Annotated in this window: 5 protein-coding genes, 3 tRNA genes, 6 rRNA genes and 4 pseudogenes; 4 read left to right on the top strand and 14 right to left on the bottom strand. The window is 41.9% G+C overall.

The window, feature by feature from the left end:
- Positions 1-124 precede the first annotated feature (124 nt).
- On the bottom strand, positions 125-451 hold the full coding sequence (trxA, locus tag ACLKMH_RS04510) for a thioredoxin TrxA (RefSeq protein WP_413701028.1): 327 nt from the start codon (positions 449-451) through the stop codon (positions 125-127).
- A 121-nt stretch (positions 452-572) separates the two neighbouring features.
- Between trxA and rhlB the strand changes: the two are divergent.
- Positions 573-1,839, top strand: a pseudogene (gene rhlB / locus ACLKMH_RS04505) (ATP-dependent RNA helicase RhlB).
- Between the two features lie 14 nt (positions 1,840-1,853).
- Positions 1,854-2,762, top strand: coding sequence for a guanosine pentaphosphatase (locus ACLKMH_RS04500; protein ID WP_413701027.1), 909 nt, complete (start codon positions 1,854-1,856; stop codon positions 2,760-2,762).
- 514 nt (positions 2,763-3,276) lie between these two features.
- Here ACLKMH_RS04500 and rrf (ACLKMH_RS04495) read toward each other — a convergent pair.
- From rrf (ACLKMH_RS04495) to ACLKMH_RS04480, 4 genes are all read right to left on the bottom strand, one after another.
- A 5S ribosomal RNA gene (rrf, locus tag ACLKMH_RS04495) occupies positions 3,277-3,391 on the bottom strand.
- A gap of 122 nt (positions 3,392-3,513) precedes the next feature.
- Positions 3,514-6,403 (bottom strand): 23S ribosomal RNA (locus tag ACLKMH_RS04490).
- 439 nt (positions 6,404-6,842) lie between these two features.
- Positions 6,843-6,918 (bottom strand) — tRNA-Glu (locus ACLKMH_RS04485).
- A 71-nt stretch (positions 6,919-6,989) separates the two neighbouring features.
- A 16S ribosomal RNA gene (locus ACLKMH_RS04480) occupies positions 6,990-8,533 on the bottom strand.
- Together the 16S, 23S and 5S rRNA genes with 1 tRNA gene alongside form the textbook arrangement of a ribosomal RNA operon.
- A gap of 1,535 nt (positions 8,534-10,068) precedes the next feature.
- On the opposite strand from ACLKMH_RS04480, the pseudogene ACLKMH_RS04475 reads away from it, so the two are divergent.
- Positions 10,069-11,096 (top strand): annotated as a pseudogene (locus tag ACLKMH_RS04475) (IS630 family transposase).
- A 500-nt stretch (positions 11,097-11,596) separates the two neighbouring features.
- Here the strand turns inward: ACLKMH_RS04475 and rrf (ACLKMH_RS04470) are convergent.
- The 5 genes from rrf (ACLKMH_RS04470) to ACLKMH_RS04450 all read right to left on the bottom strand — a co-directional run bounded on the left by rrf (ACLKMH_RS04470) (position 11,597) and on the right by ACLKMH_RS04450 (position 17,072).
- Positions 11,597-11,712: ribosomal RNA gene (gene rrf / locus ACLKMH_RS04470) — 5S ribosomal RNA — on the bottom strand.
- 147 nt (positions 11,713-11,859) lie between these two features.
- Positions 11,860-14,747, bottom strand: a 23S ribosomal RNA gene (locus ACLKMH_RS04465).
- Between the two features lie 436 nt (positions 14,748-15,183).
- Positions 15,184-15,259 (bottom strand) — tRNA-Ala (locus ACLKMH_RS04460).
- Between the two features lie 116 nt (positions 15,260-15,375).
- A tRNA-Ile gene (locus ACLKMH_RS04455) sits at positions 15,376-15,452 on the bottom strand.
- Positions 15,453-15,527: 75 nt separating this feature from the next.
- Positions 15,528-17,072, bottom strand: a 16S ribosomal RNA gene (locus ACLKMH_RS04450).
- A gap of 521 nt (positions 17,073-17,593) precedes the next feature.
- On the opposite strand from ACLKMH_RS04450, the pseudogene ACLKMH_RS04445 reads away from it, so the two are divergent.
- Positions 17,594-18,137 (top strand): annotated as a pseudogene (locus ACLKMH_RS04445) (gamma carbonic anhydrase family protein).
- Between the two features lie 316 nt (positions 18,138-18,453).
- On the opposite strand, the pseudogene argH reads toward ACLKMH_RS04445, so the two are convergent.
- The 4 genes and pseudogenes from argH to argB all read right to left on the bottom strand — a co-directional run bounded on the left by argH (position 18,454) and on the right by argB (position 23,451).
- Positions 18,454-20,326: pseudogene (argH, locus tag ACLKMH_RS04440) on the bottom strand (argininosuccinate lyase).
- 200 nt (positions 20,327-20,526) lie between these two features.
- Positions 20,527-21,735 (bottom strand): argininosuccinate synthase, encoded by a 1,209-nt coding sequence (locus tag ACLKMH_RS04435; RefSeq protein WP_413701026.1) that lies wholly within the window; start codon positions 21,733-21,735, stop codon positions 20,527-20,529.
- 27 nt (positions 21,736-21,762) lie between these two features.
- Entirely contained in the window at positions 21,763-22,668 is a 906-nt protein-coding gene (locus ACLKMH_RS04430; protein ID WP_413701025.1) for an ornithine carbamoyltransferase, read from the bottom strand.
- 9 nt (positions 22,669-22,677) lie between these two features.
- A complete protein-coding gene (gene argB, locus ACLKMH_RS04425) occupies positions 22,678-23,451 on the bottom strand; it encodes an acetylglutamate kinase (RefSeq protein WP_413701024.1) in 774 nt (257 codons plus the stop codon).
- Positions 23,452-23,463: the final 12 nt, after the last annotated feature.

Below are 23,463 nucleotides of genomic sequence, written 5' to 3'. Positions count from 1 at the left end.
AGTGAATAATGAAATGTTAAGAATAGGTTTGTTTATATTTTGTACGTAAAGGTAGCATTAAAATTTGCAATAGTCCAGATTGTACACGTTGTAGATCACAAGATGTACAATCTGATAGATATTTTTAGATATTTGCGTCTAAAAATTCGACAAGTTGGCTTTTAGATAACGCACCGACTTTAGTTGCGACTACTTTACCATCTTTAAATAACAGTAATGTTGGGATGCCACGAATACCAAATTTAGGTGGAGTTGCACTATTCTCATCTATATTTAATTTACCGATAGTAACTTTACCCTCATATTCAGTAGCAACTTCGCTAAGAATAGGCGCGATCATTTTACAAGGTCCGCACCATTCAGCCCAAAAATCGACTAAAACAGGGCCAGAAGCATTAACGACATCTTCATCAAAACTTGCATCACTTAAAGTTACGATATTTTCGCTCATTTTTTCTCCAGAAGGAATTAACTAGTAAATAGTTACTATATCATGAATATAGTAAAATTAATTTTCATTATTTGAATCGATCTCAATACTTATTACAAGTATAAACTGTTATGCTCTGCAAATGAATAAAACACATCTAACTCAAGTAAAATTTGCAGACCTTCCCTTAGAGAAGAGTCTCATTTCAGGCCTAACTGATCAAGGTTATGAATTCTGCACACCTATTCAAGCACTGTCACTGCCTATCACCCTATAAGGGAAAGATATTGCAGGTCAAGCACAAACAGGAACAGGTAAAACATTAGCGTTTTTACCGGCAGTTTTTCATCATCTATTGACAAATAATGCACCTGAAAATCGCCGCAAGAATCAACCTCGGGCCATTATATTAGCTCCGACGCGTGAACTTGCAATTCAAATTCATAAAGACGCAGTGATACTTTCTCAAAGCACTAACATACGCCTTGGTTTAGCATATGGGGGTGAAAAAGTTGAAATTCAACTTAATAAACTCGAAAAAGGCGTAGATATTTTAATTGGTACAACGGGTCGAATAATCGACTTTGTAAAACAAGGTGTTATAAACCTTGAGTCAATTCAAAGTGTCGTCTTGGATGAAGCCGATCGTATGTTTGACCTAGGCTTTATTAAAGATATTCGTTACCTGTTCAGACGTATGCCACCTGCAACACAACGTTTAAATATGCTATTTTCAGCTACGCTATCACATAAAGTTCAAGAATTAGCCTTTGAACAAATGAATGATCCTGAGCATATTCAGATTGAACCTGAAAAAATGACCTCAGAAAATATTACTGAAGAGCTTTTTTATCCTTCAAATGAAGATAAAATGTTATTACTACTCACTCTGATGGAAGATGAGTGGCCAGAAAAAGCCATTGTATTTGCTAACACTAAACATGCTTGTGAAAAAGTATGGGGTTATTTAGCAGGCGACGGATTACGTGCAGGTTTATTGACCGGTGATGTACCACAGAAAAAACGCGAAAAAGTTTTAAAGCAGTTTACTGATGGTGAAGTAGATATATTAGTCGCAACAGATGTTGTCGCTCGTGGATTACATATCCCTAAAGTATCACATGTATTTAATTATGATTTACCCGATGATTGCGAAGATTATGTTCATAGAATAGGTAGAAACAGGTCGAGCAGGACAAACTGGATTAGCTATCACACTTGCCTGCGAAAAATACGTCTTTAATCTTCCTGCAATCGAAGAATATATTAAACACACAATACCTGTTAGTGAATATGATAAAGATGCATTGCTTGATTCATTACCTGTAATGAAAGTGAGCAAATTTAAAGCGCATAATAGTCGCCCTAACAACCGCAAAGACAATTTTCACCGTAGTCACAAACGATAACAAGTAATTAAGAAATGACAGATAAACGCTATACCATCATAGATCTTGGATCAAACAGTTTTCATATGCTAACAGTGATAAAAACAGAAGATGGTTTTAGCGTATTTTCAAAAAACAAACAAAAAGTAAGGCTTGCATCGGGACTTGATCAAAATAACTATTTAAATCAAGAAACAATTAACAATGGTTTACATTGTCTAAAAAGCTTCCGTGAACAATTAGAGCAAATTAATCCTCATAAGGTGTTAATTACTGCAACAGCCGCATTACGTTTAGCCGTAAATAATCAGCAGTTTATCCAGCAAGCAGAAAACATCTTAAAATATCCAATCAATCTTATTTCCGGCATAGAAGAAGCCAAAATAATTTACCAAGGTGTTACTTTTACTACAAAAAATAAACAACAAATGTTGATTATAGATATTGGTGGTGCAAGTACAGAACTAATAATAGGTAAAGGCAAAGATATTATTAAAGCAGAGAGTTTACACATGGGTTGTGTAACTTGGTTAAAAGATTATTTTCCTGAACAAAAACTTTCTTTAGAAAATTTTAATAATGCTATAAAACAAGCCAAAGATGTCATTCAACCACACATAAAATCATATAAAAAAGCTAGCTGGAAACTTTGTATGGGAGCCTCTGGCACTATACAAGCTATAAAAGAAGTCAATAATGTACAACAATTAGATAAAAGCTTAACACTTGAATTACTATACAAAATTAAACAACAATGTATCGATTCAGAACAAATACAGACGCTTAATATCGAAGGGTTAGAAGAATCAAGAAAACCTGTATTCGCAAGTGGATTAGCTATTTTAATCGCTTTATTCGAGTGCCTAGATATAGAACACATTGCTCCATCTAATGGCGCGCTAAGAGAAGGTTTAATAAGTATGATGTTTGAAGGTGAGTCATAATTGCTTAGCTTTTATAAACCTACAACGCCCCATAGTTTTACCCACTCGTAATACTTTACAGAGTTTAAATTCGCCTAGACGATCACCGTAAAGCCCCCTATGCCCAGAAGTCATCATTTATATAATACCACGGAACATTGCTACCTAATGACACTATACGAGCGTAAAATTCGCCCCTAACAATCCCTACCTACACTGGGCACCCACAGTAGAAAGTCATCTCAAAAAGGGTTATCAATCCTTTTTTTCTGTCCAAGAGAAATAGCAGATCGGCAGGCTCTTAACCTTCCCCACACTATCATCGGCGCAACTGTGTTTCACTCCTGAGCTCGCAATGGGAAGGAGAGCAAGGTCCGTTAGTCCAGTGGAGAATGGAAGAAAAACACTTATGCCAGTGGCATAAGGAAGTTGGTTGGAATTGTGCAACTTTGCCTGACGTTGATAGGGCCACTATCACAAACACTAGAAAGCAAAAAAGGCCTGATATTTCTATCAGGCCTTTTTCTAAATAGGTGTCTAGCAATGACCTACTCTCACATGGGGAAACCCCACACTACCATCGGCGCAACCACGTTTCACTTCTGAGTTCGGAATGGATCAGGTGGGACCATAGTGCTATATTCACTAGACGAAAACTTAATTAAGAAAGCTAATATTCTTTTAATCTTTGCAATGTCGTAAAATATGTTACGCAAACGTATATATTGTTGTCTTGGAACAATCTCTAACACTTAAAATGCTTAGAGTTTGTATGGTTAAGCCTCACGGGTAATTAGTACAAGTTAGCTCAATACATTACTGCACTTACACACCTTGCCTATCAACGTTGTAGTCTCCAACGGCCCTTTAGGGAGATTAAATCTCCAGTGAGAACTCATCTTGAGGCTCGCTTCCCGCTTAGATGCTTTCAGCGGTTATCGATTCCGAACGTAGCTACCGGGCAATGCCATTGGCATGACAACCCGAACACCAGCGGTTCGTCCACTCCGGTCCTCTCGTACTAGGAGCAGCCTCCTCTCAATTCTCAAACGCCCACGGCAGATAGGGACCGAACTGTCTCACGACGTTCTAAACCCAGCTCGCGTACCACTTTAAATGGCGAACAGCCATACCCTTGGGACCGACTTCAGCCCCAGGATGTGATGAGCCGACATCGAGGTGCCAAACACCGCCGTCGATATGAACTCTTGGGCGGTATCAGCCTGTTATCCCCGGAGTACCTTTTATCCGTTGAGCGATGGCCCTTCCATTCAGAACCACCGGATCACTATGACCTACTTTCGTACCTGCTCGACGTGTCTGTCTCGCAGTTAAGCTGGCTTATACCATTGTACTAACCTCACGATGTCCGACCGTGATTAGCCAACCTTCGTACTCCTCCGTTACGCTTTGGGAGGAGACCGCCCCAGTCAAACTACCCACCAAACAGTGTCCCAAACCCCGATTCAGGGGCCATGGTTAGAACTCAAAACATACAAGGGTGGTATTTCAAGGTTGGCTCCAACAAATCTAGCGACCTGTCTTCAATGCCTCCCACCTATCCTACACATGTAGGCTCTAAGTTCACTGCTAAGCTGTAGTAAAGGTTCACGGGGTCTTTCCGTCTAGTCGCGGGTACACAGCATCTTCACTGCGATTTCAACTTCACTGAGTCTCGGGTAGAGACAGCATGGCCATCATTACGCCATTCGTGCAGGTCGGAACTTACCCGACAAGGAATTTCGCTACCTTAGGACCGTTATAGTTACGGCCGCCGTTTACCGGGGCTTCGATCAAGAGCTTCGACATAAGTCTAACCCCATCAATTAACCTTCCGGCACCGGGCAGGCGTCACACCGTATACGTCATCTTGCGATTTAGCACAGTGCTGTGTTTTTAATAAACAGTTGCGACCATCTGGTATCTTCGGCCTCTAACAGCTTAGAGAGCAAGTCTCATCACCGTCAAAGGCGTACCTTCTCCCGAAGTTACGGTACCATTTTGCCTAGTTCCTTTACCCGAGTTCTCTCAAGCGCCTTGGTATTCTCTACCTGACCACCTGTGTCGGTTTGGGGTACGATCCTTTATTATCTGAAGCTTAGAGACTTTTCCTGGAAGTATGGCATCGATGACTTCAGTACCTTAGTACCTCGACATCGTGTCTCAGTATATAGTGACCCGGATTTACCTAAGTCACCTACCTACACACTTGAACCTGGACAACCATCGCCAGGCCCACCTAGCCTTCTCCGTCCTCCCATCGCAATAATAAAGGGTACGGGAATATTAACCCGTTTCCCATCGACTACGCCTTTCGGCCTCGCCTTAGGGGTCGACTCACCCTGCCCCGATTAACGTTGGACAGGAACCCTTGGTCTTCCGGCGGGGAGGTTTTTCACCTCCCTTATCGTTACTCATGTCAACATTCGCACTTCTGATACCTCCAGGATGGTTTACACCTTTCCCTTCGACGGCTTACAGAACGCTCCTCTACCACGCGTATAAATACGCGTCCGCAGACTTCGGTGATATGTTTAGCCCCGTTAAATCTTCCGCGCAGACCGACTCGACTAGTGAGCTATTACGCTTTCTTTAAATGATGGTCGCTTCTAAGCCAACATCCTAGCTGTCTAAGCCTTTCCACATCGTTTCCCACTTAACATATACTTTGGGACCTTAGCTGGCGGTCTGGGTTGTTTCCCTTTCCACGACGGACGTTAGCACCCGCCGTGTGTCTCCCATGATTGCACTTGTTGGTATTCGGAGTTTGCATAGGGTTGGTAAGTCGGGATGACCCCCTAGCCTAAACAGTGCTCTACCCCCAACAGTGATACATGAGGCGCTACCTAAATAGCTTTCGAGGAGAACCAGCTATCTCTTGGTTTGATTGGCCTTTCACCCCCAGCCACAAGTCATCCCCTAATTTTTCAACATTAGTGGGTTCGGTCCTCCAGTTGATGTTACTCAACCTTCAACCTGCTCATGGCTAGATCACCAAGTTTCGGGTCTAATCCCAGCAACTATTCGCCCAGTTAAGACTCGGTTTCCCTACGGCTCCCCTAAATGGTTAACCTTGCTACTGAAATTAAGTCGTTGACCCATTATACAAAAGGTACGCAGTCACCGAACTAAGTCGGCTCCTACTGCTTGTACGTACACGGTTTCAGGTTCTATTTCACTCCCCTCACAGGGGTTCTTTTCGCCTTTCCCTCACGGTACTGGTTCACTATCGGTCAATTAGGAGTATTTAGCCTTGGAGGATGGTCCCCCCATATTCAGTCAGGATTTCTCGTGTCCCGACCTACTCGTTTTCACTAAGTAGAAGTTTTTGTGTACAGGACTATCACCTTGTACCGTTGCACTTTCCAGAGCATTCCACTAACTTTTATCTAGCTTAAGGGCTGGCCCGATTTCGCTCGCCGCTACTTTCGGGATCTCGGTTGATTTCTTTTCCTAAGGGTACTTAGATGTTTCAGTTCCCCTCGTTCGCTTCCATATGCTATGTATTCACATACAGATGACACTAAGTGCCGGGTTGCCCCATTCGGAGATTCCAGGATATAACGCTTGTTATCAACTCCCCTGGACTTATCGCAGATTACCACGTCCTTCATCGCCTCTAATTGCCTAGGCATCCACCGTGCACGCTTATTCACTTAACCATACAAATTCTAAGAATTTTAAAATAATTATTGTTTGTAGGTTGTTTCCAAGACGCTTGCGATCCTCATATTTTACTATGAAAAACACTTACGTTTTTCGTGCACCTAGAATCAATAATAAATTACTAACTCGTAGATACGTACAAACTGCAAATCACTTACGTGAATTACAGCTGTTTTTATTTTGCTTGATTACAGTATCTAACTTAACTTAAACGTTATTTTAAATACTGAGAACAATTTACATTTCATAAATGAAATGTAAAATTTCGTTTTATTTACCACACCAATCAACACCTAAGTGTCATTGTTATTGTGCGATAAATAAGAACTTTATCAGCTTTCCTAATTGTTAAAGAGCAGTGTTTACTTATGTTTCAAAGAAAAGCACTTTATAAGTATTGGTACTTATAAAATATCTTTCTACGTCAAGAGAAGTTGGTATCCCCAAGGGGATTTGAACCCCTGTTACCGCCGTGAAAGGGCGGTGTCCTAGGCCTCTAGACGATGGGGACATAAGACTTCTTCTGCGCTTTATCATTCTAATCAAACAATCTGTGTGGGCACTAATAGCAGTTTCTTTACGTAAGGAGGTGATCCAGCCCCAGGTTCCCCTAGGGCTACCTTGTTACGACTTCACCCCAGTCATGAACCACACCGTGGTCATCGCCATCCCCGAAAGGTTAAGCTAATGACTTCTGGTGCGACCCACTCCCATGGTGTGACGGGCGGTGTGTACAAGGCCCGGGAACGTATTCACCGTGGCATTCTGATCCACGATTACTAGCGATTCCAACTTCACGGAGTCGAGTTGCAGACTCCGATCCGGACTACGACAAACTTTATGAGATTCGCATACCCTCGCAGGTTAGCAACCCTTTGTATTTGCCATTGTAGCACGTGTGTAGCCCATCCCGTAAGGGCCATGATGACTTGACGTCGTCCCCACCTTCCTCCGGTTTATCACCGGCAGTCTCCCTAAAGTTCCCGGCATAACCCGCTGGCAAGTAAGGATAAGGGTTGCGCTCGTTGCGGGACTTAACCCAACATTTCACAACACGAGCTGACGACAGCCATGCAAGCACCTGTCTCAGAGTTCCCGAAGGCACTCATCAATCTCTTGGTGATTCTCTGGATGTCAAGGGATGGTAAGGTTCTTCGCGTTGCATCGAATTAAACCACATGCTCCACCGCTTGTGCGGGCCCCCGTCAATTCATTTGAGTTTTAACCTTGCGACCGTACTCCCCAGGCGGTCTATTTAATGCGTTAGCTTTGAAACCCACGGCATATAGCCACAAACTTCTAATAGACATCGTTTACTGCGTGGACTACCGGGGTATCTAATCCCGTTTGCTCCCCACGCCTTCGCGCCTCAGTGTCAGTCTTTGTCCAGGTGGACGCCTTCGCCACTGGTATTCCTTCAGATCTCTACGCATTTCACCGCTACACCTGAAATTCTACCACCCTCTACAAAACTCTAGTTAACCAGTTTCAAATGCCGTTCCCAGGTTGAGCCCGGGGCTTTCACATCTGACTTAATTAACCACCTACGCGCGCTTTACGCCCAGTAATTCCGATTAACGCTCGCACCCTCCGTATTACCGCGGTACGCTGGCACGGAGTTAGCCGGTGCTTCTTCTGTGGGTAACGTCACAGATATCAGTTATTAACTAATACCCTTTCCTCCCCACTGAAAGTGCTTTACAACCCGAAAGCCTTCTTCACACACGCGGCATGGTCGCATCAGGGTTTCCCCATTGTGCAATATTCCCCACTGTCGCCTCCCGTAGGAGTCTGGACCGTGTCTCAGTTCCAGTGTGGCTGGTCATCCTCTAAGACCAACTAGGGATCGTTGCCTTGGTAAGCCATTACCTTACCAACTAGCTAATCCCACTTGGGCCACTCTTTACGCGCAAGGCCCGAAGGTCCCCTGCTTTGGTCCGAAGACATTATGCGGTATTAGCAGTCGTTTCCAACTGTTGTCCCCCACGTAAAGGCATGTTCCCAAGCATTACTCACCCGTCCGCCACTCGTCAGCGAATAGCAAGCTATTCCTGTTACCGTTCGACTTGCATGTGTTAAGCCTGCCGCCAGCGTTCAATCTGAGCCATGATCAAACTCTTCAATTTAAAGTTTAATGTGCATCACTATTACTAATGAATGCTGACTCAATATTACTGACTAAAACTTCTCGCCAACTATAAATAGTTAACAAGCTGTTATTCTGAATTAATGAATTAATTCGTGTGTCATTGATATTGATTCTTTTTGTCCCGAAGGACTATTTTGAAATCTACTATCAATGCTCACACAGATTGTTTGATTAAATTGTTAAAGAGCGTGCCTTTCGGCGAGGTGCGTATAATACGCTAACCTTGAACCTTGTCAACATTTTATTTTAAATTACTTTAAACTTAAATGTAGTTGCAAACTCAATGAATTTGCTGGCTCCAGACGATTAAAAACTTACGTCAGTCATTGTCTGTGGATGCGCATTATAGGGATTGAGATCACATTGGCAAGCTTTTATTTGCATTTAATATTCGTTGGCTTATTTAACGAACAATAAGGTTGCTTTATAAACTATTATTTTCTTTTTTAAACTTTCGGTATTAATAATATGATTAAAAAATTTGTTTAATTATTTAACCTGATGTCATATCGATCAAATTAGTTCAGTAATCTTTTGTTTGTCCGAGAACTGTTACAGCAAAGATATTTTATTAAATACTGAAAAGTATTAAATTAATATAAAGATTTTTATCCGAAATCTTTATATTAGTGATATTGGTGTATTAAACAGCTAGGTATTTAAAAAACTCAAAAAACAATAAAATACTTTTCAGTTCTATAACTTAGGCTATACAAATAATACCGCTTTAAGTATTCCAAACTACAGAAACGTTAGCTACAGCTGATAATTGTTCTATTATAATAAAGAAATTATGAAGATAGATAAGCAATAGATATCAAAGGCAACTCTAATTCATAGACATGAGGTCAGCATCATCATGGATTGAGCCGAGTGGCATAGCGAAAATATTGACGAATATTTCGATAAACTTACTATTATACCAATTCCGTAAATTAAGTTTCTAAATTAGTCCAGTCGCTATAGCACAGTGATATAACTCTACTCGTGCCTTTACATAATCTATTGCAAGCCTTACAACACTTTTCCACAATGTCGTTATAGTTTTCAAAACATCTGTTGCTAATTCTTTTCTCTTATCCACCACCAAACTTGCTCAATGGTATTTAGCTCGGGTGAATAAGGGGAAATAGGTATAATAGTTAAATTGCTGAATTAATCGGCTAGATAACCTTGGTGCCAACTAGCTTGATCCATTATGACCACCGAGTACTTACCTCCCGGTGTCGCTTTTGATATGAGCATTAAATGCTCCCACATTCCTTCACTAATCCAAATGTTTACACTTCTTCTACTTACTTTAAAGAAGCTGGCAACTTCAGTTCTACTTTTCCCTAAATAAAATGGGAAACAACAAGTAATTTAATTCGAATTCGAATTCGCGCATTAGATGTCGCATTGATAAGTGCAGAAAAGTCGTGACGCTTATCATGTCTGAACATTATACCAAACGAATTTAATTGGTGATCTAATGTGGTACTATTAATAAATCATCAATTAATCGGACTGCATATGATGGATAAAACTAAAATAACCATCCCATATACAAATAACGCAAGCCTTAAACTACGATATTTAGCTGTACAAAAATTCCATGAAGGTCACTCTAGAACTCAGATTGCAAAAATATTAAATGTTAGTCATGCCGCCTCGTTAATGAATGGATAAAAAATTATCTCTCCGGTGGCTTTGATGCACTTGCATTAAAATTAGCAACGGGCCAACCCTCTAGATTAACTGACCAGCAAAAAAAACAGTTGAAAAAGTATGTTGTAACCCATGCTGTTAAAGAGCAAGGAGGCCGATTAATGGGGAAAGATATTCAGAAATATATCTCTGATACTTTCGGGGTATCTTATGAAATAAGAAATATTTATCGTTTAATGAAGCAATTAGAAATTGTTTGGATCACGTCCCGCTCGAAGCACCTAAGCAAGCCTTAGTGGCTCAGGAAGCTTTTAAAAAAATTCTTAATTGAATCGATCATCATAATTCCAGGCCATGTAGCCTTAGATAAAGTAGATGTTTGGTTTCAAGATGAAGCAAGGTTTGGTCAGCAAAATACAACAACAAAAGTATGGGCCCAGAAGGGAACTAGACCTCGAGTTGTAAGGCAACAACAATTTATTTCTGCACATATTTACGGTGCAGTCTGTCCGGCAACAGGGCAAACCGAAGCACTAATCAGTCCAATTCTGAGTATTGATATGATGGAAAAACATCTACAACAAATATCAGATGCAACACCAGCAGGAAGGCATGCTCTTGTTGTAATGGATTGTGCAAGTTGGCATTCCAATAAACTAATGCACCGCTTCAAAAACTTATCAATAATACACCTTCAACCTTATTCACCTGAACTCAATCCTATTGAACAAGTTTGGGCTAGTTTAAGATCTCATGATTTAGAAAATTTTACGTACAATAATTATGAACACATTGTTGAGCAGGTTAGTAATGCCTGGAATAAGTTCAGGCATCAGGTTGAATACGTTAAATCCCTTTGTAAAAGAAGCTGGACAAATCTGATCATTAATTAAATTCGTTTGGTATTAGATCACATCTTTAACGTAATTGATATCATACATCGGCAGGCTATTACCTTTCCTATGACTGTGTAGGTTAATTCAAATGGCTTAATAACCAAAAAAAACAGATATTAAAAGACCTATTGTTTTTTTAATTGGGCGCTTGGAGATGGAAAGTCGTCGCTGAGTTCCTCCGCTAGTGAGCCTTGCCTGTCGGCAAACTCACCCTACTATCACATGTTTTGATTCTGCCTACGGCAGGCTATCTACCTTCCCCATGAGAGAGCAGGTCAATTCAGAAGACGTAATACAGATAAACCCCACCCTTCTTTCGAAGGATGGGGTTTATCGGTAATAAGCGCTTGGCGATGGACAGTCGTCGCAGAGCTCCTCCGCTCGTGACAAATCGCTGTCGCGATACTCGCCCTACTCTCTACGTAGGTCCTCGCACTAAAACTCTAAAACGAAAAAATCCCTGCTGACAAAGTCAACAGGGATTGTTCGTATTAGGCGCTTGGCGATGACCTACTCTCACATGGGGAAACCCCACACTACCATCGGCGCAACTGCGTTTCACTTCTGAGTTCGGAATGGGATCAGGTGGGACCACAGTGCTATTGTCGCCAAGCAAAAACTTAATTAAGAAAGCTGTTTTTTGTTCTTTTTAAATCTGCGAATATCTTAGTAAAATATGTTTATCACAAACGTATTTTTATTGATGATTTATCATCATTTCTTGGAACAATCTCTAACACTCAAAATGCTTAGAGTTTGTATGGTTAAGCCTCACGGGTAATTAGTACAAGTTAGCTCAATACGTTACCGCACTTACACACCTTGCCTATCAACGTTGTAGTCTCCAACGGCCCTTTAGGGAGATTAAATCTCCAGTGAGAACTCATCTTGAGGCTCGCTTCCCGCTTAGATGCTTTCAGCGGTTATCGATTCCGAACGTAGCTACCGGGCAATGCCATTGGCATGACAACCCGAACACCAGCGGTTCGTCCACTCCGGTCCTCTCGTACTAGGAGCGGCTCCTCTCAATTCTCAAACGCCCACGGCAGATAGGGACCGAACTGTCTCACGACGTTCTAAACCCAGCTCGCGTACCACTTTAAATGGCGAACAGCCATACCCTTGGGACCGACTTCAGCCCCAGGATGTGATGAGCCGACATCGAGGTGCCAAACACCGCCGTCGATATGAACTCTTGGGCGGTATCAGCCTGTTATCCCCGGAGTACCTTTTATCCGTTGAGCGATGGCCCTTCCATTCAGAACCACCGGATCACTATGACCTACTTTCGTACCTGCTCGACGTGTCTGTCTCGCAGTTAAGCTGGCTTATACCATTGTACTAACCTCACGATGTCCGACCGTGATTAGCCAACCTTCGTACTCCTCCGTTACGCTTTGGGAGGAGACCGCCCCAGTCAAACTACCCACCAAACAGTGTCCCAAACCCCGATTCAGGGGCCATGGTTAGAACTCAAAACATACAAGGGTGGTATTTCAAGGTTGGCTCCAACAAATCTAGCGACCTGTCTTCAATGCCTCCCACCTATCCTACACATGTAGGCTCTAAGTTCACTGCTAAGCTGTAGTAAAGGTTCACGGGGTCTTTCCGTCTAGTCGCGGGTACACAGCATCTTCACTGCGATTTCAACTTCACTGAGTCTCGGGTAGAGACAGCATGGCCATCATTACGCCATTCGTGCAGGTCGGAACTTACCCGACAAGGAATTTCGCTACCTTAGGACCGTTATAGTTACGGCCGCCGTTTACCGGGGCTTCGATCAAGAGCTTCGACATAAGTCTAACCCCATCAATTAACCTTCCGGCACCGGGCAGGCGTCACACCGTATACGTCATCTTGCGATTTAGCACAGTGCTGTGTTTTTAATAAACAGTTGCGACCATCTGGTATCTTCGGCCTCTAACAGCTTAAAGAGCAAGTCTCATCACCGTCAAAGGCGTACCTTCTCCCGAAGTTACGGTACCATTTTGCCTAGTTCCTTTACCCGAGTTCTCTCAAGCGCCTTGGTATTCTCTACCTGACCACCTGTGTCGGTTTGGGGTACGATCCTTTATTATCTGAAGCTTAGAGACTTTTCCTGGAAGTATGGCATCGATGACTTCAGCACCTTAGTGCCTCGACATCGTGTCTCAGTATATAGTGACCCGGATTTACCTAAGTCACCTACCTACACACTTGAACCTGGACAACCATCGCCAGGCCCACCTAGCCTTCTCCGTCCTCCCATCGCAATAATAAAGGGTACGGGAATATTAACCCGTTTCCCATCGACTACGCCTTTCGGCCTCGCCTTAGGGGTCGACTCACCCTGCCCCGATTAACGTTGGACAGGAACCCTTGGTCTTCCGGCGGGGAGGTTTTTCACCTCCCTTATCGTTACTCATGTCAACATTCGCACTTCTGATACCTCCAGGATGGTTTACACCTTTCCCTTCAACGGCTTACAGAACGCTCCTCTACCACGCATATAAATATGCGTCCGCGGCTTCGGTGATATGTTTAGCCCCGTTAAATCTTCCGCGCAGACCGACTCGACTAGTGAGCTATTACGCTTTCTTTAAATGATGGTCGCTTCTAAGCCAACATCCTAGCTGTCTAAGCCTTTCCACATCGTTTCCCACTTAACATATACTTTGGGACCTTAGCTGGCGGTCTGGGTTGTTTCCCTTTCCACGACGGACGTTAGCACCCGCCGTGTGTCTCCCATGATTGCACTTGTTGGTATTCGGAGTTTGCATAGGGTTGGTAAGTCGGGATGACCCCCTAGCCTAAACAGTGCTCTACCCCCAACAGTGATACATGAGGCGCTACCTAAATAGCTTTCGAGGAGAACCAGCTATCTCTTGGTTTGATTGGCCTTTCACCCCCAGCCACAAGTCATCCCCTAATTTTTCAACATTAGTGGGTTCGGTCCTCCAGTTGATGTTACTCAACCTTCAACCTGCTCATGGCTAGATCACCAAGTTTCGGGTCTAATCCCAGCAACTATTCGCCCAGTTAAGACTCGGTTTCCCTACGGCTCCCCTAAATGGTTAACCTTGCTACTGAAATTAAGTCGTTGACCCATTATACAAAAGGTACGCAGTCACCGAACTAAGTCGGCTCCTACTGCTTGTACGTACACGGTTTCAGGTTCTATTTCACTCCCCTCACAGGGGTTCTTTTCGCCTTTCCCTCACGGTACTGGTTCACTATCGGTCAATTAGGAGTATTTAGCCTTGGAGGATGGTCCCCCCATATTCAGTCAGGATTTCTCGTGTCCCGACCTACTCGTTTTCACTAAGTAGAAGTTTTTGTGTACAGGACTATCACCTTGTACCGTTGCACTTTCCAGAGCATTCCACTAACTTTTATCTAGCTTAAGGGCTGGCCCGATTTCGCTCGCCGCTACTTTCGGGATCTCGGTTGATTTCTTTTCCTAAGGGTACTTAGATGTTTCAGTTCCCCTCGTTCGCTTCCATATGCTATGTATTCACATACAGATGACACTAAGTGCCGGGTTGCCCCATTCGGAGATTCCAGGATATAACGCTTGTTATCAACTCCCCTGGACTTATCGCAGATTACCACGTCCTTCATCGCCTCTAATTGCCTAGGCATCCACCGTGCACGCTTATTCACTTAACCATACAAATTCTAAGAATTTTAAAAAAACTTATTGTCTGTATGTTGTTTCCAAGACGCTTGCGATCCTCATATTTTACTATGAAAAACACATTCGTTTTTCGTGCACCTAGAATCAATAATAAATTACTAACTCGTAGATACGTACTGTTCTCATTTCACTACGTGAAAAAAGAACTATTTATTTTGCTTGATTACAATTACTAAAACCTAAGTTTTAATAATTGAGAACAATTTACATTTCATAAATGAAACGTAAAATTTCGTTTATATTTACCACACCAATCAACACTAAAGTGTCATTGTTATTGTGTGATAAATAAGAACTTTATCAGCTTTCCTAATTGTTAAAGAGCAGGCTTTTTCGCTAAAAAAAGCCTTATGTAAGTAGTGATACTTATATAAGGCTTCTGTCTCATGTTAGGTCACTTCAATGAAGTGGTGGAGCTATGCGGGATCGAACCGCAGACCTCCTGCGTGCAAGGCAGGCGCTCTCCCAGCTGAGCTATAGCCCCAACATGGTGGTTTAGATAGTTTTTATTCAGTACCAAATCGTACTAGGACAAGGCATAAAGTGAGGACGTTTAGTTCACTAAACGACGAGCTTTATAACGCAGTAATAGTGCGATTTTGGTGGGTCTGGGCAGATTTGAACTGCCGACCTCACCCTTATCAGGGGTGCGCTCTAACCAACTGAGCTACAGACCCAATAAAAGGTCTATCTATTCTCTTTATCATTCTAATCAAACAATCTGTGTGGGCACTAATAGCAGTTTCTTTACGTAAGGAGGTGATCCAGCCCCAGGTTCCCCTAGGGCTACCTTGTTACGACTTCACCCCAGTCATGAACCACACCGTGGTCATCGCCATCCCCGAAAGGTTAAGCTAATGACTTCTGGTGCGACCCACTCCCATGGTGTGACGGGCGGTGTGTACAAGGCCCGGGAACGTATTCACCGTGGCATTCTGATCCACGATTACTAGCGATTCCAACTTCACGGAGTCGAGTTGCAGACTCCGATCCGGACTACGACAAACTTTATGAGATTCGCATACCCTCGCAGGTTAGCAACCCTTTGTATTTGCCATTGTAGCACGTGTGTAGCCCATCCCGTAAGGGCCATGATGACTTGACGTCGTCCCCACCTTCCTCCGGTTTATCACCGGCAGTCTCCCTAAAGTTCCCGGCATAACCCGCTGGCAAGTAAGGATAAGGGTTGCGCTCGTTGCGGGACTTAACCCAACATTTCACAACACGAGCTGACGACAGCCATGCAACGACCTGTCTCAGAGTTCCCGAAGGCACTCATCAATCTCTTGGTGATTCTCTGGATGTCAAGGGATGGTAAGGTTCTTCGCGTTGCATCGAATTAAACCACATGCTCCACCGCTTGTGCGGGCCCCCGTCAATTCATTTGAGTTTTAACCTTGCGACCGTACTCCCCAGGCGGTCTATTTAATGCGTTAGCTTTGAAACCCACGGCATATAGCCACAAACTTCTAATAGACATCGTTTACTGCGTGGACTACCGGGGTATCTAATCCCGTTTGCTCCCCACGCCTTCGCGCCTCAGTGTCAGTCTTTGTCCAGGTGGCCGCCTTCGCCACTGGTATTCCTTCAGATCTCTACGCATTTCACCGCTACACCTGAAATTCTACCACCCTCTACAAAACTCTAGTTAACCAGTTTCAAATGCCGTTCCCAGGTTGAGCCCGGGGCTTTCACATCTGACTTAATTAACCACCTACGCGCGCTTTACGCCCAGTAATTCCGATTAACGCTCGCACCCTCCGTATTACCGCGTACGCTGGCACGGAGTTAGCCGGTGCTTCTTCTGTGGGTAACGTCACAGATATCAGTTATTAACTAATACCCTTTCCTCCCCACTGAAAGTGCTTTACAACCCGAAAGCCTTCTTCACACACGCGAGCATGGCCGCATCAGGGTTTCCCCCATTGTGCAATATTCCCCACTGTCGCCTCCCGTAGGAGTCTGGACCGTGTCTCAGTTCCAGTGTGGCTGGTCATCCTCTAAGACCAACTAGGGATCGTTGCCTTGGTAAGCCATTACCTTACCAACTAGCTAATCCCACTTGGGCCACTCTTTACGCGCAAGGCCCGAAGGTCCCCTGCTTTGGTCCGAAGACATTATGCGGTATTAGCAGTCGTTTCCAACTGTTGTCCCCCACGTAAAGGCATGTTCCCAAGCATTACTCACCCGTCCGCCACTCGTCAGCGAATAGCAAGCTATTCCTGTTACCGTTCGACTTGCATGTGTTAAGCCTGCCGCCAGCGTTCAATCTGAGCCATGATCAAACTCTTCAATTTAAAGTTTAATGTGGTTGTTTTCTTCGAAGAAGAAGGCAACCTGACTCAATATTACTGACTAAAACTATGTACCGAAGTACAATGTTATTCTGAATTAATGAATTAATTCGTGTGTCATTGATATTGATTCTTTTTGTCCCGAAGGACTATTTTGAAATCTACTATCAATGCTCACACAGATTGTTTGATTAAATTGTTAAAGAGCGTGCCTTTCGGCGAGGTGCGTATAATACGCTAACCTTGAACCTTGTCAACAAATTAAATCATTTAATTTTTTGACTCAAATGCTAAGCATTTGTTGGCTCTAGACTTAGTGAGTAACTTTCGTTAGTCGCCGTGTCTGTGGGGTCGCATTATAGGGACTGGGTTTACATTGGCAAGGCTTTTTTAAAGAAAAAGCGGTTATTTTTAATTTAATTTTTTATACCTAATTTAGCCACAAGTTATCCACAGATTTTTCTTTGTTACACACAATTTTTTATCGTATAGTGATTTTTTAATTACTTAGTTTAAGGCAAATTATGTTTCCTATCTTACGTACATATAAAGGTATTTCCCCAAAGGTTGCTAATAATGTTTATATTGACCCTTTTTCTTCAATTATAGGTGATGTTGAACTTGCTGATGATGTGAGCATTTGGCCAATGTGTGTTTTACGTGGTGATGTTAATAATATAAAAGTAGGTAAAAGAACTAATATTCAAGATGGTTCTGTATTACATGTTGCGCGAAAGGGTGAAGCTAGCGTTGATGGTTATTCATTAAATATTGGAGAAGATGTTACTGTCGGACACAAAGCAATGTTACATGCATGTCAAATTGGCTCTCGTGTTTTAATTGGGATGGGAGCTATTGTGCTAGATAACGCCAAAATTGAAGATGATATTATATTAGCAAACTGGATCATTAGTGCCACCTAATAAGGTACTTAAATCCGGTTATTTGTATGTTGGTTCTCCCGTTAAACAAGCAAGAGAATTAACTAAGAAGGAATTCGCTTTTTTGAAACGCTCTGCGACACACTATGTTAATTTGAAAAATGAATACTTAGAAGAAACTAATTAGCTTGGTCAAAAAAAGGCTTGTTTCTAATATATACCCGTTACCAATCAAGATGCTTTGTTCAGTCGATAGCTCGGACTGCAAGACAAGGCGCAACATGATGACAATGGCTAGCCCTTATCAAATGTTGCAACGATGAATTGCTTTTCGAGCTAGCGACCCGCAGGGCAAGTTTTGAGGCAAGTATCTTCGTTGTTAGAAAGTTTTGATTTAACTAGTTAGATCTTCAACTTTCTGCCTAGAATCTACTCACCTCACAACTTGCTGAACTTTGCATCTTGAATGGTAACGGGTATACAAGCCTTAAAGTTTTTACGAGTTACATCTCTTTATGCAATAACATGCTCGTTTTATAATTTAATTCTAATGCTTTTTCATCACTGGCATGTTCACTCACAAACATCGCACAATCCTTCAGTACTTTTTCAGGCATCGTACTCTTACTTTCTGGACTGAAACCAAGCTTCATATAAAAGTCAGGCATACGTGTCAAAACAAATAAACGTTTAATTTCTTCTTTTTCTAAACGTTTAAGTAATAAGTTAACTAATGCACTGCCTTGACCTCGTCCTTCGAAACCAGGCTCTACTGCTACTGAACGAATTTCAGCTAAACCTGTGTCATAAATATGTACTGATGCACAGGCAGTCACTTTCCCGTCTATTTCCGCGACAGTAAACTCATCGACAGAATTTGCTAAATCAGCATTATCTCTTTGTAAGTTTTCGCCTTTATCTGCCCAATGATTGACCATTGATTGAATGCGATCAATATCAGTTAAACGAGCAGGTCTTATTACAATTCCGGATGTATCACGATTTGCGAGGCGAACTTCTGCTTCTGTTAATGCAAATTCAATTTGTTCAGGTGCGACACCACCAAGTGCTTTACGTGCGCCAAGTGTTGCTTCAAGTGTTAAGGTCGGGTAAACATCATCTTCTATTACATCTGAGAATTGTTTAAATTCCTCAACCGTCAACTCTTCTAATGGAATGCCTTTTTCAATTGCAAATACAACTGCGACACCAACAATATGATGTGCCTCGCGGAATGGGATCCCTTTCGCAACAAGGTAATCGGCAAGTTTCTGTTGCGTTTGAATAACCACCTTGTGCGCCTTCTTTAGTACGTTGTTCATTTACTTTCAGATCGGTCAACGCCATTGATGCCATCTCTAAGCAATCGCCCCAGGTATCTAATGCATCAAAAAGACCTTCTTTATCTTCTTGCATATCTTTGTTGTAGGCTAGCGGTAAAGCTTTAAGGGTCATTAACATACCTGCTAAAGAGCCAAATACACGTCCTGATTTACCACGAATAAGTTCCATTGCATCAGGATTTTTCTTTTGTGGCATTAATGAAGAACCAGAGGTAACTTGATCTGACATTTCGATGAAACCAGATTCACCACTGTTGTAAAAAATAAGGTCTTCGGCCATACGTGATAAATGCACCATCGACAGTGTTGCACAACTCATCAACTCAACCACGTGGTCACGATCCGAAACGGAATCTAAACTATTTCTTGTTGCACGTTTAAAGCCTAAAGAGTGCGCTAGTGCTGTTCTATCCATTGGATAACCAGTACCTGCAAGTGCACCACTTCCTAATGGACAAGTGTCTAAACGCTCAAGACAACCTTCTAGACGACTATGATCTCTTTCTAGCATTTCTAAATAAGCTAGACACCAGTGCGAAAAAGTTACAGGTTGAGCACGCTGTAAATGAGTGTAACCAGGTAAAACAACAGACTGGTGAATACGAGCGAGCTCAATAAGTTTTGCTTCTAAGCTATCAAGGTGAACAATTAACTCTAAGGCAGTTTTCTTACACCAAAGTTTTAAATCGGTTGCTACCTGATCGTTACGACTACGACCAGTGTGTAATTTTTTACCTAAGTCACCAACACGTTGAATTAATTGTGTCTCAACCCAAGAATGGATATCTTCTGCATCTGATTGTAAAACTTGTTTTGGATTAGCTTGAACAGAGACTAATAATGCATCCAATGCTTCTTCTAATCGAGCTTGCTCATCTGAAGTTAAAATATTTACGCTCTGTAATGCTTTCGACCAAGCAATAGAACCAATAATATCTTGCTCAGCTAGGCGGTAGTCAAACCGTAATGAGTCATTGAATAATTTAAATTTTACGTCTGCCGCTTGGCTAAAACGTCCGCCCCATAATGCCATACATTACTCCGTTGCTTTCTGTTTAGTGTCACTACTCAACTAACTTCATATATATCTAGGGATGTTAAACTGAAGAGTGTATTAATATTTTTGTTAATCTATTTTTATAATTTATTTTTTAATATTATCAATAAGTTATAAAAATAGAAATTCCTGCGACGCAGTAGCGAGGCAGGAATTACGTGTATCAGCTACCGTGCTTATTTGTTTTTATTCAAAGTACGGATACGGCTTGATAAAGAGTAAAGGCGAATAAAACCTTCTGCATGTTTTTGATCATAAACATTATCATCACCAAATGTAGCAAACTCTTCTGAGTAAAGACTATTTGGAGAACGTTTCTTAACAGCTGTAGCTTGCCCTTTGTATAAACGAACAACAACTTCACCATTAGCATCTTTTGCTAATGATTCAGATGCGACTAGTAAAGAACCACATAGTGGAGTAAACCAACGACCGTCATAAACTAAGTGAGCAAATTCTTGACCCACTTGATCACGCCAGCGACGAGATGGTTTATCATGAACTAGTTCATCGATACCACGTAATGCGCCGACCATCACAGTACCTCCAGGAGTTTCATAACAGCCTCGAGACTTCATACCAACCGTACGGTTTTCGGTAATATCAACACGACCAACACCATGCGCTGCAGCTTTGTCATTTAACAGCATTAATGCATCGTAAGGAGAAAGTGCAACACCATCAACTTCAGTAACACGTGCATTTTCTACTTTTAAAGTAACGTATTCAGGCTCATTTGGTGCATCAAGTGGATCAACTGTTAAAGTCCATACACCCTTACTTGGCTCATTATATGGGTCTTCTAATTCACCACCTTCGTGCGAAATGTGCCATGCATTTGCATCACGAGAATAAATCTTAGTAGCAGAGGTCGCAGATTTAATATTACGCTCAGCAAGGTAATCAAGTAGATCTTCACGAGAAACCATATCCCATTCACGCCAAGGTGCGATCACTTTTAGTCGCGGTGCTAAAGAAGCAAAACAACTTTCAAAACGGATTTGGTCATTACCTTTACCAGTACAACCATGACATACCGCATCAGCGCCAACTTTAAGAGCAACTTCAACTTGCGCTTTGGCAATGATTGGACGTGCCATTGATGTACCTAATAAATAAGTACCTTCGTATACCGCACCCGTTGCCATAGTTGGGTAGATGTAATCAGCAACAAACTCTTCTTTTAAATCAACAATGTGACATTCAGAAGCACCAGAGGCGATTGCTTTTTCATGTAAACCAACTAACTCTTCTTCACCTTGACCAACATCGGCACAAAAAGCGACGATTTCACAATCATCATAAGTCTCTTTTAACCATGGAATGATTGCAGATGTGTCTAAGCCACCAGAATAAGCGAGAACAACTTTCTTTACTTTACTCATTGATTATTTTCCTTTGATCAACATTGTTTAGTTAATTAACGTTAACATTATTGCATTTTGTATATGCATTCTATTTTCTGCTTGATCAAAAATCAATGAAGCAGGCCCATCCATCACTTCCGAGGTAATATCAAGTCCTCGATGAGCAGGTTGGCAATGTAAAATATGTTTGATACCAGTCATATCTAAAAGCTCTTGATTGATTTGGTATGGCATCAATTTAGCTTTAATTTCTGCTAAAGGTGTATCATCGCCCATTGATAACCAAGTGTCACCATAAACCACATCATAACCTTTAATATCTTCAAGCGAATTGGTTACCGTGATAGTAGCACCTGTTGTAGTCGCTATATCCTGCGCTTGCTGAATAATTTGCGCATCAGGGCTATGGCCGATTGGGCAAACTGCCGTTACCGTTGCCCCTAAAATTGCACCTGCAATAAATAAAGAGTGAGTAACGTTATTACCATCTCCAATATAAGCTAATTTCACTTTAGAAACGTCATCATAGTTCTGTGAAATAGTCATGAAATCAGCCATTGCTTGGCACGGATGGTATAAATCACATAACGAATTAATAACAGGTACTGTGGCATATTCCTGCATTTCAACTAATGTTTCGTGATCATATACTCTCGCTACAATACAATCAGCCCAGCGAGAAATATTAGCAAGAAAATCTTTTACGTCTTCACGACTACCCATTGCACCATTTGTTTGGTCCAAATAAACAGCATGACCACCTAGCTTATGAATACCAATATCAAAAGTGACACGTGTACGCAGTGATTGCTTTTCAAATAAGGTAACAATACTTTTACCTGCTAAAGCTTGCGCATATTTTGCTGGGTTTGCTTTTAAGTCTTTACCTAATGCAATCAGGGCTAATGCCTGTTCCTGGGTCATTTCAAAACCCGTTAATAAATCTTTCATATTTAGTACCTATTTTATGACTTTTGTTCCCACTGCTTTTCCAGCTAATAATGAAACTAAATTTTCTGGGTTTTTCCAGCTGGCTAGCATAACTTGACCTAATTGCTCTGTCGCTTGTAACGCGACTTTAACTTTGACAGCCATGCCATCTTGAATAACATTTTCAGCAATCAGTGTATCAGCTAATTGTGTATTTAACTCAGGAATAACGTTTTTCTGTGCATCCCACACACCATCAACATCAGATAGAAAAACCAATTCTGCATTTAATAACTCACAAATGGCAATTGCCGCTTGGTCAGCATTAACATTATATAAACGCGCATCATCACCAATCGCGATAGATGATATCACCGGTAAAAATCCACCAGCTAATAAATGATTAATCAACTTAGGATCATTAGCTGAACAAATACCAACAGCACCGAGATCAGGATCCATCTGTGTCACTTTACAACTAAAACCATCGGCTAGAGATAACCCCACCGCCGAAAGACCAGACTGTAGCGCTTTTGCCATTAACAGTTTGTTAGATGTTCCCGCTAACGCACCTGCAACATAACCTATTTGATCAAACGGAGTAATACGCAGACCATTTTTCTTTTCGCTTTTAATGCTCATCTTATTTAAAACATCTTCCACGATTACACCACCACCATGTACCAATAACAATGGGCGTTGTTCTTTTGCTAAATAAGTGGTTAAAGCAGTAAATAAATTACTCAGCGCTTGTTCATTTTCAAGCACTGCACCACCTAATTTAATTAATAAAGGTTGTTTCATGTTGTCAGCTCT

Origin of the sequence: Psychromonas sp. KJ10-10 (genome assembly GCF_047323245.1) — a bacterium.
Lineage (GTDB): Bacteria > Pseudomonadota > Gammaproteobacteria > Enterobacterales > Psychromonadaceae > Psychromonas.
The sequence above is the reverse complement of the archived record's forward strand: the minus strand, read 5'-3'. Positions and strand labels throughout refer to the sequence as shown.